The 16,008-nt window shown below is 44.2% G+C and carries 14 protein-coding genes, 1 pseudogene and 1 riboswitch; of the genes and pseudogenes, 12 read left to right on the top strand and 3 right to left on the bottom strand.

Going from position 1 to position 16,008, the window contains the following annotated elements; all coding sequences use genetic code 11:
• Positions 1-124: 124 nt before the first annotated feature.
• From K7399_RS10435 to K7399_RS10415, 5 genes are all read left to right on the top strand, one after another.
• Complete coding sequence (locus K7399_RS10435; protein WP_028976641.1) at positions 125-388, top strand: metal-sensitive transcriptional regulator; 264 nt, start codon at positions 125-127, stop codon at positions 386-388.
• 23 nt (positions 389-411) lie between these two features.
• Positions 412-756 (top strand): rhodanese-like domain-containing protein, encoded by a 345-nt coding sequence (locus K7399_RS10430; protein ID WP_223362600.1) that lies wholly within the window; start codon positions 412-414, stop codon positions 754-756.
• A gap of 76 nt (positions 757-832) precedes the next feature.
• The gene (locus K7399_RS10425) at positions 833-1,135 is read left to right on the top strand and encodes a rhodanese-like domain-containing protein (protein ID WP_128167020.1); all 303 of its coding nucleotides are present in this window, start codon (positions 833-835) and stop codon (positions 1,133-1,135) included.
• 287 nt (positions 1,136-1,422) lie between these two features.
• Positions 1,423-1,656, top strand: a complete 234-nt coding sequence (locus K7399_RS10420; protein ID WP_028976645.1) for a glutaredoxin family protein — start codon at positions 1,423-1,425, stop codon at positions 1,654-1,656.
• An 87-nt stretch (positions 1,657-1,743) separates the two neighbouring features.
• A complete protein-coding gene (locus K7399_RS10415; RefSeq protein WP_164875499.1) occupies positions 1,744-4,212 on the top strand; it encodes an FAD-dependent oxidoreductase in 2,469 nt (822 codons plus the stop codon).
• Positions 4,213-5,189: 977 nt separating this feature from the next.
• Here the strand turns inward: K7399_RS10415 and K7399_RS16260 are convergent.
• The 3 genes from K7399_RS16260 to K7399_RS10405 form a co-directional block, all read right to left on the bottom strand.
• A complete protein-coding gene (locus K7399_RS16260) occupies positions 5,190-5,714 on the bottom strand; it encodes a LysR family transcriptional regulator substrate-binding protein (protein ID WP_307723004.1) in 525 nt (174 codons plus the stop codon).
• A 25-nt stretch (positions 5,715-5,739) separates the two neighbouring features.
• Positions 5,740-6,078 carry a LysR family transcriptional regulator gene (locus K7399_RS16255; protein WP_307723003.1) on the bottom strand — a complete coding sequence of 113 codons (339 nt, stop codon included), beginning with the start codon at positions 6,076-6,078 and terminating at the stop codon, positions 5,740-5,742.
• Between the two features lie 101 nt (positions 6,079-6,179).
• Positions 6,180-6,734, bottom strand: a complete 555-nt coding sequence (locus K7399_RS10405; protein ID WP_028983560.1) for a TetR/AcrR family transcriptional regulator — start codon at positions 6,732-6,734, stop codon at positions 6,180-6,182.
• Positions 6,735-7,079: 345 nt separating this feature from the next.
• Here K7399_RS10405 and K7399_RS10400 point away from each other — a divergent pair, with 345 nt between their 5' ends.
• The 7 genes and pseudogenes from K7399_RS10400 to K7399_RS10370 all read left to right on the top strand — a co-directional run bounded on the left by K7399_RS10400 (position 7,080) and on the right by K7399_RS10370 (position 15,916).
• A complete protein-coding gene (locus K7399_RS10400; RefSeq protein WP_128167016.1) occupies positions 7,080-10,142 on the top strand; it encodes an MMPL family transporter in 3,063 nt (1,020 codons plus the stop codon).
• A gap of 229 nt (positions 10,143-10,371) precedes the next feature.
• Positions 10,372-10,530, top strand: a complete 159-nt coding sequence (locus K7399_RS10395; RefSeq protein ID WP_162198726.1) for an FbpB family small basic protein — start codon at positions 10,372-10,374, stop codon at positions 10,528-10,530.
• A 52-nt stretch (positions 10,531-10,582) separates the two neighbouring features.
• A riboswitch (SAM riboswitch) is annotated at positions 10,583-10,690 on the top strand.
• Between the two features lie 173 nt (positions 10,691-10,863).
• A complete protein-coding gene (locus tag K7399_RS10390; RefSeq protein ID WP_223362296.1) occupies positions 10,864-12,615 on the top strand; it encodes a copper resistance CopC/CopD family protein in 1,752 nt (583 codons plus the stop codon).
• Between the two features lie 21 nt (positions 12,616-12,636).
• A complete protein-coding gene (locus K7399_RS10385; RefSeq protein ID WP_128167010.1) occupies positions 12,637-13,263 on the top strand; it encodes a YcnI family copper-binding membrane protein in 627 nt (208 codons plus the stop codon).
• A gap of 257 nt (positions 13,264-13,520) precedes the next feature.
• A pseudogene (locus K7399_RS10380) lies at positions 13,521-13,996 on the top strand (DUF2975 domain-containing protein).
• 204 nt (positions 13,997-14,200) lie between these two features.
• The gene (locus tag K7399_RS10375) at positions 14,201-14,995 is read left to right on the top strand and encodes a DUF817 domain-containing protein (protein WP_128167008.1); all 795 of its coding nucleotides are present in this window, start codon (positions 14,201-14,203) and stop codon (positions 14,993-14,995) included.
• A gap of 165 nt (positions 14,996-15,160) precedes the next feature.
• Complete coding sequence (locus tag K7399_RS10370; protein WP_128167006.1) at positions 15,161-15,916, top strand: undecaprenyl pyrophosphate synthase; 756 nt, start codon at positions 15,161-15,163, stop codon at positions 15,914-15,916.
• Positions 15,917-16,008 lie beyond the last annotated feature (92 nt).

Genomic DNA, 16,008 nt, shown 5'->3' with positions numbered 1-16,008 from the left:
CATTTTTAAAAAAGCTGAGGAGGTTTCCGATCATCTAGGTCTTTCGCTTAGCTAAACTGTCCTTTTATTTGACAGAAAAAAATGCATCAATTATTATACCTATAGGGGTATAAGGAGGCTGTTTATGGAGTATACAGCGCAAATGAAAAATCGATTGAAACGAATTGATGGTCAGATCCGCGGGATTCTTAACATGATGGAACAAGGCGAAGACTGCCGCAGTGTAGTGACCCAGATGACTGCTGCTCGGACGGCAATGGATCGTGCACTTGGTTTAGTAATTGGAAAGAATTTGGAAGCCTGTCTGCGAGAGCAGATTGAAAGCGGCGGCGGATCAGCTGAATCCATCATAAATGAAGCGGTTCAAATGCTGGTGAAAAGTCGCTAAAGGATCAAGATGCGGTGAATCGAATGGCGAAAAGAGGAAAAGTAGATATGAACTGCCTGTTCTTTTGCAAACCTAAAATTACAAAGATAAGCACTTCGGAACTAAAAGAGGCTTATCTGCCTAATAAAAAGGGGAAATACTTTCTTGACGTACGCACAAAACCGGAGTTCAGCAGTCGATCAATTCCGGGTTTTATCAATATTCCGCTGCAAACTCTGCATAATCATCTCAACAAGATCCCGAAAGAAAAAGAAGTCGTTGTCATCTGTCAAAGCGGTATGAGAAGCTCAGTTGCTTGTAAGCTTTTGAAAAAAGCGGGATATGAAAAAGTGACCAATGTGCGCGGCGGGATGAATCGTTGGATTTAGTTTTTTTATAGATTGATATATACCTATGGGGGTATGGTATTGCATAGATTTTGAATGATTCAAGGAGGAAAACAGCATGTATGAAGAACTGACACCTGAAGAAGTGGAACGTTTGATACGCAACCATACACCAGTAAGTATTATTGATGTTCGTGAACCATTTGAATTTGCCGAGGGACATATTCCGAGGGCGATTAATATTTCGGTTAATGAGATTCAGAACCGAATCGGTGAAATCAACAAAGAGCAAGAACACGTCATGGTTTGTCATTCCGGAAACAGAAGCGATGTGGCTTACGCCATCTTATCCGCAAGTGGATTTAAGGTGAAAAATATGGCTGGCGGGATGATGAACTGGCACGGACCAATTGAATGCTAAGGAAAAAATGCTACAGAGATATCAGACAGATCCCTTATGAGGCGAGGCGTTGCACGCAGGATCACGCGTGGCAGCTCACAGATGACACTTAAGCTGCTCTTCGACCCGGAATCGGGAAAGCTACTAGGTGCTCAAGCGGTTGGTAAGAAGGGGATTGATCAGACCATGTATGTGCTTGCTACAGCAATCCACGGGTAGAGTGCAACAAATAAATGATCCGAGAGACGATTAACACTTAAACTGTTGACTTATTAAGAGCAAAAAAACTTTTAAAGGAGTTATTAACGATGAATGAAATTACCGTGTATACGACCAATACTTGTCCCTATTGTCATATGGTGAAGAACTTTCTGAGTGAAAAAGGGATGCTATTTAAAGAAGTCAATGTCCAGCAAGACCCGGCTGCCGGTCAACGTCTTGTGGAAACAACCGGACAAATGGGTGTACCCCAAACAAATGTTAATGGACAATGGGTACTCGGATTTGATCCAAGTCGGATTATGAGTCTGATTCATGAATAATCTTACTTTACCGACAACAAGCCAAGAAAGTTAATCAGGACTATGGCGAATGCAACGACTCAAATACATGAATCAGGAGGACCCATTGTGAAACAAAGAATCATTATTGTCGGCGGCGTCGCCGGGGGTGCAAGTGTAGCAACACGGCTCAGGCGATTAAGTGAAGAAAATGAAATTGTCATGTATGAAAAAGGTGCTTACATTTCTTTTGCTAATTGCGGGCTGCCTTATTATGTCGGCGGGACGATCCGTGAAAAGGACGCGTTGCTTGTTGAATCCGTTGAGAACATGGTTAAGGAATTCAATGTTGATGTTCACAATAATACAGAAGTGATTGATATAGAGCCAGAAAAACACATCATTACGGTAAAAGATGTGCTGAACGGAGAAATATCGACAGATCATTATGATCGGCTGATTCTTTCTACTGGGGCAAAACCGATTGTGCCCAAGATCCCGGGACTCGATGAGGCGGATCATGTCTTCTCCGTACGAAATATACCGGATGTTGCGCGTATAAAAAATTATATTGATTCCGATAACGTGCGCAAGGCCGTAGTAATCGGCGGCGGCTTCATTGGACTGGAGATGACTGAAAATCTTGTTGAACTAGGGTTGGCGGTTACGTTAGTTGAAGCGAGCCCGCAAGTAATGGCGCCGCTTGATTTCGAAATGGCACAATTTGTCCATGAACAGATTGAAATGCACGGTGTCACGCTCATCTTGAACGACGGCGTTGCGCAATTTTCCAACAACGGGCGTACGCTCGTACTCAGCAGTGGTGAAGAAATAGATACCGACCTGACTGTGATGGCGATTGGTATCTTACCCGACAGTGCACTGGCGCAAAAAGCGGGTGTGAAGACAGGCATTAAGAGTGCGATTGTCGTTAACGAACATTTTGAAACGAGTGTCCCCGATATTTTTGCGATTGGCGATGTGATTGAAGTGACAGATTTCGTCACCGGCATGCCCACATTAATTCCACTGGCAGGTCCGGCTAATCGGCAGGGACGGTTTCTCGCAGACTATCTAAATGGCTTAGAGGCGAAAAATCCTCCTGTGCAGGGAACAGCCGTGGCTAAGGTTTTCGCGCTCACCGTGGCGACAACGGGAAAAAATGAACGTCTTTTGAAACAGGCCGGTGTTGTCTGCCATGTTGTTCATTTACATCCGAATTCCCATGCCGGCTATTATCCTGGCGCGGCACCGATTGAGTTGAAGGTGATCTATGACGATCAGGGCAAAATTCTTGGTGCACAGGCGATTGGAACGGAAGGCGCGGATAAACGGATCGACATGATTTCAGCAGTCATGCGTTTAAACGGATCGGTTGAGGATCTGCAGTTGATTGAAGTGGCGTATGCGCCGCCGTATGCATCGGCAAAAGATCCTGTAAACTATGCCGGTTATCTTGCTGCAGACCAGCGGCAGGGGTTAGTGAAGACGATTGAATGGCATGAGGTCGATGCGTTGATTGGGAAGCAGGCATATTTTTTGGATGTGCGCGAATCATTCGAACTGGCCGCCGGAAAAATTTCCGGCAGCCATCATATTCCGCGAGGCGAACTAAGAGGGCGGATTGAGGAGCTTCCTAAGGATCAGCCGATTTACGTATATTGTTCTGTTGGACTCCGCGGTTATAATGCGGCGCGCATATTGGCGCTGAATGGTTTTGATGTCTATAATCTCGACGGCGGTTTGAAAACGTATGAACAAGCCAAGTATGAGACGGGTCACATGAAAGTACAGCCTCGTACTGCGGATCAAGGTGAATCGTTTTCAACAATGGTACAGCACGGAACGCAAGCTGCAAAAATTGTAGTAGATGCCTGCGGGCTGCAGTGCCCAGGCCCGATTCTTAAAGTTAAACAATCTATGGAAAAGTTGAATGAGGGCGATGTCCTGAAGGTCCAGGCCTCTGACTTTGGCTTTCACAAGGATATTGTTGCTTGGGCCGATGCGACAGGCAATCAATTGCTGAAAAACAACATTGTCGGCAATAAGGTTGTCGCGACGCTGATGAAGGGAGCAAAGGACAGCCATGACGATGCTCAGCAAACATTACAAACGGCTTCAAATAATGGCGGAGCAACAACAATGGTGGTTTTTGACGGGGATTTGGATAAAGCAATTGCAACGTTTATCATTGCGACTGGGGCGGCTGCGATGGGTAAGCCGGTCACACTTTTCTTCACCTTCTGGGGGCTTAATATCATTAAGCGGCAGGCTCATGCGAAGATCAGCAAGTCGGGTACCGACAAACTGTTCGGTATGATGCTGCCGAAGAACGCGGATCATCTGCCGCTGTCACGAATGAATATGGCTGGCATGGGGCCGAAAATGATAAAAAAAGTCATGGCTGACAAGAATGTTGACAGTCTTGCTGTTATGATCGAGCGTGCAAAACAGCTTGGTGTTAAAATGGTTGCCTGTACGATGAGTATGGAGTTAATGGGCGTTGCACGTGAAGAAATCATCGACGGTGTTGAATTCGGTGGGGTTGCCAGCTATCTAGGCGAAGCAGCAAAATCAAATGTGAATCTATTTATCTAACTAAATCAATTGATTGTATATGCCAATGATGCAGGTGTTTCACTAGTCTATTAACTAGTAAAACACCTTTTTTGCAGATAAAGAAAGTTCATGAATTTGCTTTGTGGTACGACGATAAGCGGCATTTTATCAATAAGTTGGTTCGAGACACGTAAGCGCGAGACGCCTGCGGGACAGCGAGCCAGGGAAGACCCCGCAGGATAAATGCGTGTCCGAGGAGGCTTCCGGATCGCCCGCGGCAAGCGAGCAGCTGAAGTGTCGTTCAAGCCTATCGGATGGGCGATCAGGTAATCGCCCAATCTGAGAAATAAACGGAAAAATTCCGCTTAATTGGAAAATGAATGAAAAAATTACTTAAATAGACGGAGAAATTCCGCTTATCGAATCGAAAAACGTGAAAATGGAGGGTTTTTCTGTGCTTAACCGGAAAAATTCCGCTTATTTTACTCGCTACTTAATGAGCGACCAGAATGCTTAATGAAACAGAAATGTTTGTTCAAGTACAAGGTCGATGATTCAAAACGGTATTTAGAGCAAAGGAGCTTTCACTAACAGTAGAGGAACTTCCGTATGAAGGGATCTTTCGCTAATTGTAAAAGGAACTTCCGCTAATTATAAAGGAGCTTTCGCTAAGTGCGCATACGTCCTGTATGCAACGCGAAAGTCATCACATCCTGTGAAAGTACGTCCTGTATGCAACGCGACGCGAAAGTCATCACATCCTGTGAAAGTACGTCCTGTATGCAACGCGAAAGTCATCACATCCTGTGAAAGTACGTCCTGTATGCAACGCGAAAACCACCGCATCCTGCGGAAAGCAAGGATCAGGCGCTCTTTACCCAGTTTTTCTTATGAAGGGGGGATTATGACGTAGATACGAGACTTTGTTGAGATTGTAACTTGACTTTATTTGCAAAACTAAATGAGTTAAATTGCATGGATGCAAAAAAACAAAGAGCAGGTAAACCAGAATTTCATTACTGTTCATTCCCAATGTTGTGCCTAAATTGCAGGTAGTCTAAAAATCGCTTAACCGCAAGCGGTGCAGATTTTTTATCTCTCATTGCAAGACCAAGCTGACGGTATGCCGGTTTGTCCAGTTCCTTTACTATGATTCGATAGGGAATACGCTGCAAAATGAGCTCCGGCAAAATGCTGATCCCCACCCCGCTTTCGACCATTGACATGATGGCATAATCATCCCATGTCGTAAAATGTACGTTTGGTTTAAGGGTAAACGCTTCGAATATTTCCGATATTTCGGCTTTAGCGCCTTTTTCGAGAAGCATGAATGGGTAATCACATAGCGCTTTCACAGGAAAGCAGTCATAGTCAGCCATCGGATGATCTTCCGGCAAAACAACAAGTAGCTTATCCTGCGTCAAAAATAGTGTTTCAAACTCAGGGTGTGTAGGAAGACGGAGGAAACCACAATCCACACGCCCTTCTGAAATCCAGCTTTCAATTTCCGTATAGTCGCCTAACAAAAGTTCGTGATCAATATTAGGGTAGTCCTTTTGAAACGCTTTAATGACATTTGGAAGCCAATGGGTTTGCTATGCTTGAGATTGTGCCAATCCGAATGAGCCCTGATTGCAAGCCGTTCAGTTCATCCACCTGCGTCTGCAACTTCTGATAGTCGTTACATACATTTTGAGCAAACGGCAATAGCTTTAATCCGTCGGAAGTCAGGCGTACACCGGCGCGCCCACGTTTGAGAAGCGATACGCTCCATTCTTTTTCCAAATCATTGATCATGCGGCTGATGCCGAATTGGGAATAGTTAAATAGTTCTGCTGCCTTGGTAAAGCTGCCGAGTTCAACCGTTTTGACAAAGGCCATATATTTTTGAATGGTCATGTCCATATGATTTTCACCACTTTTCATTTGAAGTCATTATGCTCATGATGATATGAATTCACCTTTGTTCTGTTAATCGATATCTACTATTACAATCTCTCTTCAAATTATTCCGTTGATCGCGACAAGACGTTGGCTAAAGCCTTAGTAATTCCCTCAATCGATTGATCTTCCTCATCTGCGAACCAACTTAAAATAGCGCTAATTGAACCATTGACAAAATAGGAAAAATAATACTTTAGAATGTGAGGATTCTGCTCATGAAAATCCTCTTTAAATTCCTCAATCGCTTGTTCTTGTACTTCAGAAAACAGCTCATTGATCATGATGCCGTCACGGTAATTTGCCAGAATTATTCGGCTAACTGCTTCGTTAGCTTTTAATTTAATAATCAGTCTTTTTAACCAATCATGAAGCTGTTCTTGCGGACGCATGGCTAAAATCGGTCTGATTTGATCGACAAGCTCTGCTTCAATTTTATGGAATAAATCAAGCGGGTCGTCAAAGTGCAAATAAAACGTTCCCCGATTGACATCCGCTTCCCTGCAAATTTGAGTAACCGTTATCTTAGAGAGCTCATTCGTGTTCAGAAGACGTAAAAAGGCCTCCTTGATCACTTGGATCGTATATTGGGTTCGTCTGTTATTCTTTGTACCCACCATCAGATTCACCTTTTCCTTCATTTATTAAACAATGCGTGATGTGTTTGTTTATTCAATAACAGAAAACAAAAAATTACATATTGAACTTAACGTTTACGTTCACTATACTATCAACGTGATATCAAATCAACACGATGTTCAATGGATTCTAGGAGAGAGAATAAATGAGGCTTTTAGAAGTCAAGAACGGGCTTAAACGATGCCCGGGGGATTCGACGATCATTGCCTCTCTCTAATAAACAACTGCCTGAACGTACGCTGTTTGATCGAGAAAAGATGATTCTGCTTATGAGTAATGATCGCGAGCAGGTGAAATTCATTTAGTTTTTACAGGGAGGATCAGAAGTGAGAGGAATCATTAAAGCGCGCTGGATCATTTTATGCTTATGGCTTGTTGCAACGGTTGTGCTCGTTGCCATGCAGCCGGATATCAATGCCATTCTTAGAGACAGAGGGCAGAAGGCATTAAACGAAGACAGCCCATCGGTACAAGCTGACGCCATATTGAGTAAAATGGAAAAGTCGAAGGGAACCAATAACCTGATTGTCTTTCATGACAAGACTAAAATTTCCAATAACGAGCTGAATCAGATCGAGCAGGGTGTGACACAATTCCGTGATGATGCAGATACACTCGGAGTTGCCGATATCATGGATCCTTTCAGTATCCCTGAAGCGAAAAGTTCGCTGATTTCGAAAGATAAAACAACGGTAATGGTGAGCTTCAAGTTAGACAAAAAGTCTCGCGAAATCGATGACATTAAGAAAGCTATTGATCAGCGGTTGGACAAGGTGACGGTCACTCATTACCTAAGCGGTGAGGATTTCATTAATAATGACTATTTAAAGGCATCTCAAGGCGGAGTTGAGAAGAGTGCGGCACTGACCGTTCTGTTCATCTTAATTGTCCTTGTCATTATGTTCCGATCAATTGTTACACCGGTTATTTCGTTACTTGCGGTTATGTTCTCCTATCTTTGCTCGATGGGGATTGCAGCGCAGTTGATTGACAAAGCAGGCTTTCCGCTTACAAGTCTGACGCAAATGCTGCTTATTCTGATCCTGTTCGGCATTGGGACCGATTATAATATACTGCTGTTTAACCGGTTTAAGGAGGAGCTGGCAAATGGACTGTCTGTTGACGATGCGATTGTCTCGACCTATCAAACGGCGGGGAAAACGATTGTCTACAGCATCCTGACGGTCTTTATCGCTTTTGCAGCACTTCTATTCTCTCAATCGCCGATCTATCAGTCGGGCATTGTCGTGGTCATTGGTGTTGCGTTCTTATTACTCGAGATACTCACCTTAACACCATTTGCCATGAAACTGCTTGGCAAAAAGCTGTTCTGGCCATCCAAAAGTACTAAGGGACACGGTGAGAACAGGATGTGGGCGGGAACTGCGTCGCTGGCAACCAGGCATCCGATTATCGCCGTAATTCTGGTGGCCATACTGATTGTGCCGGCCGTGTTTTTCTATCAGGAAAAATTAAACTTTGATACGATCGGCGAACTGGGCAACAGCTATCCTTCGTCTAAAGCCATGAATATTGTGGCGGATCATTTTGGCAAAGGCAATGCGATGCCGGCAACGGTTGTCATTGAGAATAAAAAAGCGTTGGATAATAGCGCGTCGCTGGCGGCGATCGATCGACTAACCGGACAGCTGGAAAAAATTAAAGGCGTAAAACAAGTTTCTTCCATAACAAGGCCTCAGGGGCAAGAAGTGAATGGCTTTTACATCGGTGATCAGACGAAGTCGGTGACAGACGGATTGTCCGCGACGCGGAAGGGGATCGACCAAATCGGCGGCGGCCTGAAAACGGCTCAGAAAAAGCTTGGCTCTGCTGACTTCTCTCAAGTCAATAAGATGGTCGATGGAACCGCCAAGCTTGAGAACGGCATGACTGCCCTGACCAGCGGACTTAAGCAAATCCAAAATGGGATCAGCGGCACGGGTCAATCACAGACGATCAGTGATGGGATCGGACAAATGGAAAGTAATCTTGAAAAAATGAGCGGTGCTGTGAACACACTTGCCGGTAACTATGAGCAGATGCAGTCCGGCTATGCAAAAATGGGCACCAGTTATCAAGACACGGCAAAGGCACTGCTGGGTGTCAAAAATGCACTCACGCAAATGCAAATGCTGACATCGGCGCTTGGTGACAGCAGTCCGGGAGTTGCCGATGATCAAAATTATCTTCAATTAAAAGCAGGCATCGATCAGTTGTCTGCATCATTGGCCAAGATTACACCGGAAGGCATCGATGCATTAAACAAGAACTACAATGCACTGACGAGCGGATTCAAAACGGCGAACACTCATCTGACTGAGATGAGTGCCGGCCTGTCCAAAATGGCTGAAGGACTTGAAAAAATGAAAAGTGGCCTTGACAGTGCCTCCTCAGGCATCGGCAAGATCGTCACCAACATGGATCAGGTAACGGACGGACTGGGGCAAATGAAATCCGGTCAGCAGAAGCTGGCAGATGGGCTTAACGGGTTCCATACATTCAGTAATAAACTCGCCGATGTGAATAAAGGTTTGGATCAACTATCGGGCGGCTTGGGAAAGACCAACGCTTTCCTTTCACAGCTTAATGAAAATCGCGCCTTCTCGATACCGGATGAAGCACTGAAAGATAAACAGTATCAGCAGGCTTTGGATGCGTTCATGTCTAAAGACCGGACGATTACAAAGATCACGGTAATTCTTGACAATGATCCGTATTCAAAGAACGCTTTAAACACGATAAAACAAATGAATACACTGTCGAGGAGCGGAGTGAAAGGCACGGAATTGGCTGATGCGAACGTAGCCGTTGCCGGTCCAAGTTCGACAACCTATGATACAAACAACGTTCTGACAAAAGATTTGAATCGCTTAACGGTTATCGTACTCATTGGCGTGTTGCTCGTGCTGATCGTTGTGATGCGCTCCTTCTGGATCCCGGTGTTTATCACGGTGTCTCTAATGGGTGCATACTATGCGGCGATGTTTGTCTTGAACGCGCTGTTCATCACTATGCTCGGCTTAGAAGGGATCTCTTCTTTCGTTCCCTTCTTCGCCTTTATCGTGATCGTTGCGCTGGGTGTAGACTACAGCATCTTCCTGCTCGCGCGTTATAAGGAATATCCGCTGATGTCGGGCAAGGAAGCGATTGTCGAAGCTGCAAAACGAGTCGGCACTGTGATCTTATCGGCCTTCGTCATTCTTGGAGGAACCTTTGCAACCTTGATGCCATCAGGAATTGTACTCCTTATTGAGCTAGCAACGGCTGTGATTACCGGTCTGATCGTGCTTTGCTTCATTATGCTGCCGATCTTTGTTCCGGCAATGATTTCACTCTTTGATTCTCCGCCAACGTTTAAACGGAGCGCGGAATCAGCAGTAAACGAATAAGAAATTTTACCGATTGAACTTAATATAAAAAATGAAGATGCCTCAAAAGTCGACGACGATGAGGCATTTTTTTTCGTACAAGGATACAAACGTTTAGGGTCATGGGATGGCTGAACGGGGATAAACGGCTAAGAATTGACTATTGATACGGATGCCAATTTGTATTACAATGTGTAAAACACCTAAAACATATAATAATACTAGGATTAATGATGAGAGGAGGGAAATCATGGTGCGTAGGCGTTTCGTGTCTTTTAATAAGTTGGTACAGCAAAATATATCTGAACTATTAAGTACAGAATCAGCGATGCAAGCATTAGAGGCGAAATTGGACCAAAGACGAGCGGCAAAACGAGTGAACAGCAAGCCGCAAAGTAAAACGCGGTAAAATAATGCCTATCTTAACGGGATGCTGTGGTTGTTGAGAATTGAATACTGAATGCTTATCTAGAGTGGGGGAGGGACTGGCCCAATGAACCCCGACAACCCGCATGATTGCATGCACGGTGTCAATTCCAGAAACACTGAAGGGTGTTTGAAGATGAGAAAGGGCAAGCGCAGCAAACCTTTCGCATCGGCGTCAGGCTTGTTTTTTTATCAGCACTATTTTTTAAAGAAATCAGATTTCTGTGCTCCTTTCGTTATGTCATGTCATTTTCAAGGTGTTTCATGCGGGATCACGCACAACAATGATTCTGAAAGATCGGATGGTTAAATAATTATGAAACAAAAAATTAGTGCGTTTCTCGCTCTTATTTTTTTTTCTCTAATGTTTGCTAGTTTTGCATCGGCGCACGCTTTTGTTGTGCAATCGAACCCTGCTCAGAATCAACAGGTAAACGGGAATCTTAAGCATGTCACGATTCAATTTAATGAAGAAATCCAACCGACTTTTCTGACCTTGGAGGTTTTGGATCAAAAGGGCAGCCGTGTTGATACAGATCACGCACAGCGCAACAAGAAGAACCGAACCGTATTGGAAAACGGTGTGAAAAAGCCGCTCACCAGCGGCTATTACCGGATGAATTGGAAAGTCGTATCGGCAGATGGGCATGCCGTTCACGGAACGATCGGTTTTCACGTTGGACAACCGACAGAAAGTGCCGCAAATGGGCAGGCTTTCAGTGATGCAAGCAGCGATCTTCCAGGTGTGGATCAAGTTGTGATTAAATGGCTGATCTACCTGGGACTGTCCTTCTTCTTTGGCATCCTGTTCTTCCTAAAATTTTTCAATCCGGCACGAAATCTACCGATTTATCAGAAAAAGGCGCTGCAGCGAACGCTTTGGAGTGCCGCAGGAATTTTGCTGCTTGGCGTTCTGCTCGCGCTGCCGCTTCAAGTGACACGCAACGCGGATGTGAACTGGCTGCATGCGTTTTCGGGTAAAGCCGTTGGCGAAACGTTGATGGCCACTTCATTCGGTACACCATGGTTCCTACAGATCAGTAGTTTGATTCTGTGTATCGCCCTGCTTTTCTGGTTGTTTCGCACGCGATCCGAGCGAACGGTTCGTGGACTCTTATGGGTGCTCATCGGTTTGCTGTTCGTCTTTTCATTATCCAAAGCATTCATCGGCCATGCTGCAAGTACAGAGGATCAGGAATTGCGGCTTTGGGCCGTGGCTGCGGACTTTCTGCATCTGTCCGCCGCAGCAATCTGGATCGGTTCATTACTTAGCCTACTGCTTTTCCTGCCCAGGTCTGTTAAAAATAATGATTCCCCTGAACTGCAAAAGAAGATCTACTGGCAAACGTTGCACCGTTTTTCAAATGTTGCGCTTCTTTTAGTTGGGGTAATCTTTTTGACGGGCTTGATCGGCACGCTGATTCACTTGACGTCATTTCGTGCGTTCTATACCTCAATCTATGGTTGGATCATCATCATAAAAGCGGCGCTTCTGTTGATCATGCTGCTGTTTGCGCTCTATTCGAACATGCGCGCGCAGAAGCAGGGGGATTTTCTGAGAAAAAGTGTGCTGGGTGAGCTTCTGATCGGGCTGACGGTCTTACTGGCTGCAGCCGTCTTGACCAACGTTTCTCCTCCTGTTCCGAAAGCAGCGGTCGACGAGGGCACCTTTGAGGGATTTAGTGCAAAGTTCAACAATGGTAAACCTACGAAGACTGCCCATCCGCCGACTGTATTGGAAGATCCGAAAAAAACGATACGAGCTAAGGAAAAAAGCTACGTACTGACGCTGCGCGTCGAACCGCTCAAACTCGGACCCAATACGCTGTACTTAGATGTTCTTGATCATGGGAGGCGGGCGCGCAATCTACAGCAGGTTGTCCTAAAGATCCGCTGCATTGATATGGATATGGGGGAAACCAAAGTCCAAGTGCCGCTAGCGAAACTTGGCAAGGGATTTGTTGTTAACGATGCATTTGATATGAAGCATCGTTTTCTCATCAATGTCCATGTTCTTGATAAGGATTATCAAGCTGTCGATAAAGACTTCATTGTAAACATCAAATGACCCAAAAGGAGCAAGCGATCAATGAAAAAGTTTAGCCAAACCATCACCGCTGCGTTCTTCTCTGCTGTACTCCTTTTCGCTTTTCACGACAGTGCATCGGCCCATGTAACCGTCAAGCCGGTTCAGTCGATCACAGGATCGAGCGAAACGTATACAATCACTGTCCCCACTGAAAAGAACATTCCGACGACTAAAGTGGCACTGCGCATTCCGAAAAACGTTCAATTCTATAGCTACCAACCGGTGCCGGGATGGACGACTGAAGTCATCAAGAATGCGCACGGACAGGCGCAAACGGTGAGCTGGACAGCAAAGGAGAGCGGAATTGCGCCTGGAGCGTTCCAACAGTTTCAGTTTCGCGCACTGAACCCGAAACAAACCGGCGCTCTTGCTTGGAATGCTTATCAAACGTATAAGGATGGCAGTATTGTTGAATGGACAGGCAAAGAAAATGGCGAAACACCTCACGCGATAACAAACGTCGTTAAAAGCGCGGATACAACGCGCAGTGTGCCGCATGGCGACAGAGGCAATCAAATCCTTTCGCTCACTGCGATCGTTCTTTCGGCAATTGCCATCGCTCTTTCCGTCATTACGCTCGTTGCACTTCGAAAGAAAAAAGACAAAGTATCTTCTGATGCCAAGTAATTGACGAGTGCATGCGCAGACCATATAGGTTGAATCTGTAACAAATAAGATCAGAATACATAGCCGCCTTCAACTGAAGGTGGTTTTTATTTTGTCCGGACAACCAAATGATGAGGCATCATTTATCGATAAGATTTGTTTATCCATGACGGTAGCAAAAAAACAAATAAATATCTTAAAACAATAAATATTTATTGAAAAACAATAAATATTGGTATAAAATCAATTTGAAAACAACATAGTGAGGTGCTTTTATTATGAAACAAGGTTCACTACTTCTTTTAAAAATAGCTGTTTGTCTTTTTGGAACTCCAGCTCTTACATTGTGTATCTTTGGACTGCCGTGGTTAGCAAATAATCCTGTGAGTCCGGAGTATGCTCATATACTGTACCCCGTAGTAATTGGCATCTATGGATCCGTGATACCCTTTTGCATTGCATTGTATCAGACTTTAAGAATTTTAAACTCTATTGACAATGGCCATGCTTTCTCCGAGTTATCTGTAAGAGCCTTAAAGTTATAAATAAATGTGCCATGATATTCAGCGGCATGTTTGTGTTAATGATACCGTTTATTTATTTCTTGGCAGAAAAAGACGATGCCCCAGGACTTATTATAGTTGGAATGGCTCCTATCTTTGCATCAATGGTTATCGCAGCTTTTGCTGCTGTTCTTCAAAAACTAATAAAAGAAGCAATTGTTATAAAATCAGAAAATAATTTAACCGTCTGAAATGAACGTATTGCTAGGATCATTAATTTTTGTGCAAGTCTGGCTTTGGGGAAGGGGTTAGATAATGATGCTAATCTTCGACCTTAAAAGGCTAAATAATTGGGAACTCAATAAGGAGCATTCTGTATGTCTCTGGACCCTCAGCCGGGAGACATTTTTGACTACAAAAAAATGAAAACACTTAAGGATTTAAGATTAAAGATTATGGACGCACTAAAGCAGCTTATTTGTTTCGCCTGGGAACAGACTCTAGCGTGTATATTTCCTGTTGTCATTTTTGCTTCTCTGGCTTTTACACAAAGTGTATCCTTCACTTTTTTGCCACGTTACGATTGTTTGCTTGTCATTTTCCTTCTGATGCAGTGGTGGATGGTTTATTCCGGGATGGAAACAAAGGATGAATTAAAGGTGATCACGTTGTTTCACCTTATCGGACTGGCACTTGAAATTTTCAAGGTGCACATGGGCGCCTGGGCTTATCCGGAGAAGGGGTATTTTAAAATACTCGGTGTGCCTTTGTATAGCGGATTCATGTACGCAAGTGTAGCAAGCTATCTTTGTCAATCGTGGAGAAGGCTAAGGGTTGAACTGGTTAGATGGCCACCGTTTCTAATTGTTGTAACTCTTGCCCTTGCAATTTATTTGAATTTCTTCATTCACCATTATTGGCTTGACGTTCGTTGGTGGCTCACCGGACTTGTCGTGATCGTTTTTTGGCGATCGTGGGTCATATACGAAGTTAATGGAATTCGATATCGTATGCCGCTCACACTTTCCTTTGTGCTTATTGGATTCTTTATATGGATTGCTGAAAATATTGCAACGCTTTTTGGTGCTTGGAAATACCCCAATCAAACGGGTTCGTGGAGACTCGTTCACCTTGGAAAGGTGAGTTCTTGGGTATTGTTAGTGATTGTAAGCTTTCTTATAGTAGCAACGTTAAAGCAGATTAAGGAAAGAAAAGAGGCTGACGAGGTCAGGGTTAGTGAATCGAAATGATGTTCGATTATAACACACGGTTATATCAGGCAGAGTGAAGAACGGGCAAGTATAAAAGTGGGTTGAGTCTTTATTACTCACTGTGCCATCTCGAAACTGGGTACGCACTTCGGAAGTACGCGAAGAGAAATGAATAACAATACCTTTTGAAAGGATTACCCATTAATGAAAACTTCTTTTATCGATAAAAAGCAATCAGAAGACCGGATCAGTTGTTTGGGAGATAATAAGCTCAACCATATAGCAATAATTATGGATGGAAATGGACGTTGGGCTCAGAAACGGGGTATGCCAAGAGTTGCCGGTCATAAAGAAGGATTGACAACCGTTGTTAAGGTCGTCAAGTCGGCAGTCAAATGCAAGGTGAAGTATTTGACACTTTATACATTTTCAACAGAAAACTGGAAACGGCCGAAATCGGAGATCGATTTTATACTGAAACTTCCTATGGAGTTTCTTAATCGATACCTGCCGGAGCTTATTGCTAATAATGTACGAATTGAAACAATTGGAGATGTGGCATATCTTCCCGTCTATACGCGAAAAGCGCTGCAGTACGCAACTAAACGTACGCGCAACAATGATGGTCTTCAGTTGAACTTCGCGCTGAACTATGGAAGCAGGCACGAAATTTTGCTAGCGATGAAAGAAATGTACTTGGATATTAATCATGCGAAATTGTCGCTCGATAATGTGGATGAACAGCTGTTTTCACAGTATCTGAATACGGCCGGTATGCCGGAGCCTGATCTCCTGATACGTACCGGAGGGGAAAAGCGTTTGAGCAACTTCCTGCTCTGGCAGCTTGCGTACACGGAATTCTGGTTTACTGATGTGCTGTGGCCGGATTTCTCGGAGGAGGAATTTATGCGTGCGCTTGATGAATACCAACAACGAAAGAGAAGGTTTGGTGGAATTTAGGCTGTACGATTTGTGCAACGAGCACAAAAATCCTGATTAACCTACTCGTATGAACAACAAAAAATCATTCCCTCGATAACGTGAGAGAATGA

This window comes from Sporolactobacillus terrae (assembly GCF_019930545.1).
In the GTDB taxonomy this organism is placed as follows: Bacteria; Bacillota; Bacilli; order Bacillales; family Sporolactobacillaceae; genus Sporolactobacillus; species Sporolactobacillus terrae.
Note: the sequence above shows the minus strand (reverse complement) of the source record. Positions and strands in the feature narration are given on the sequence as shown.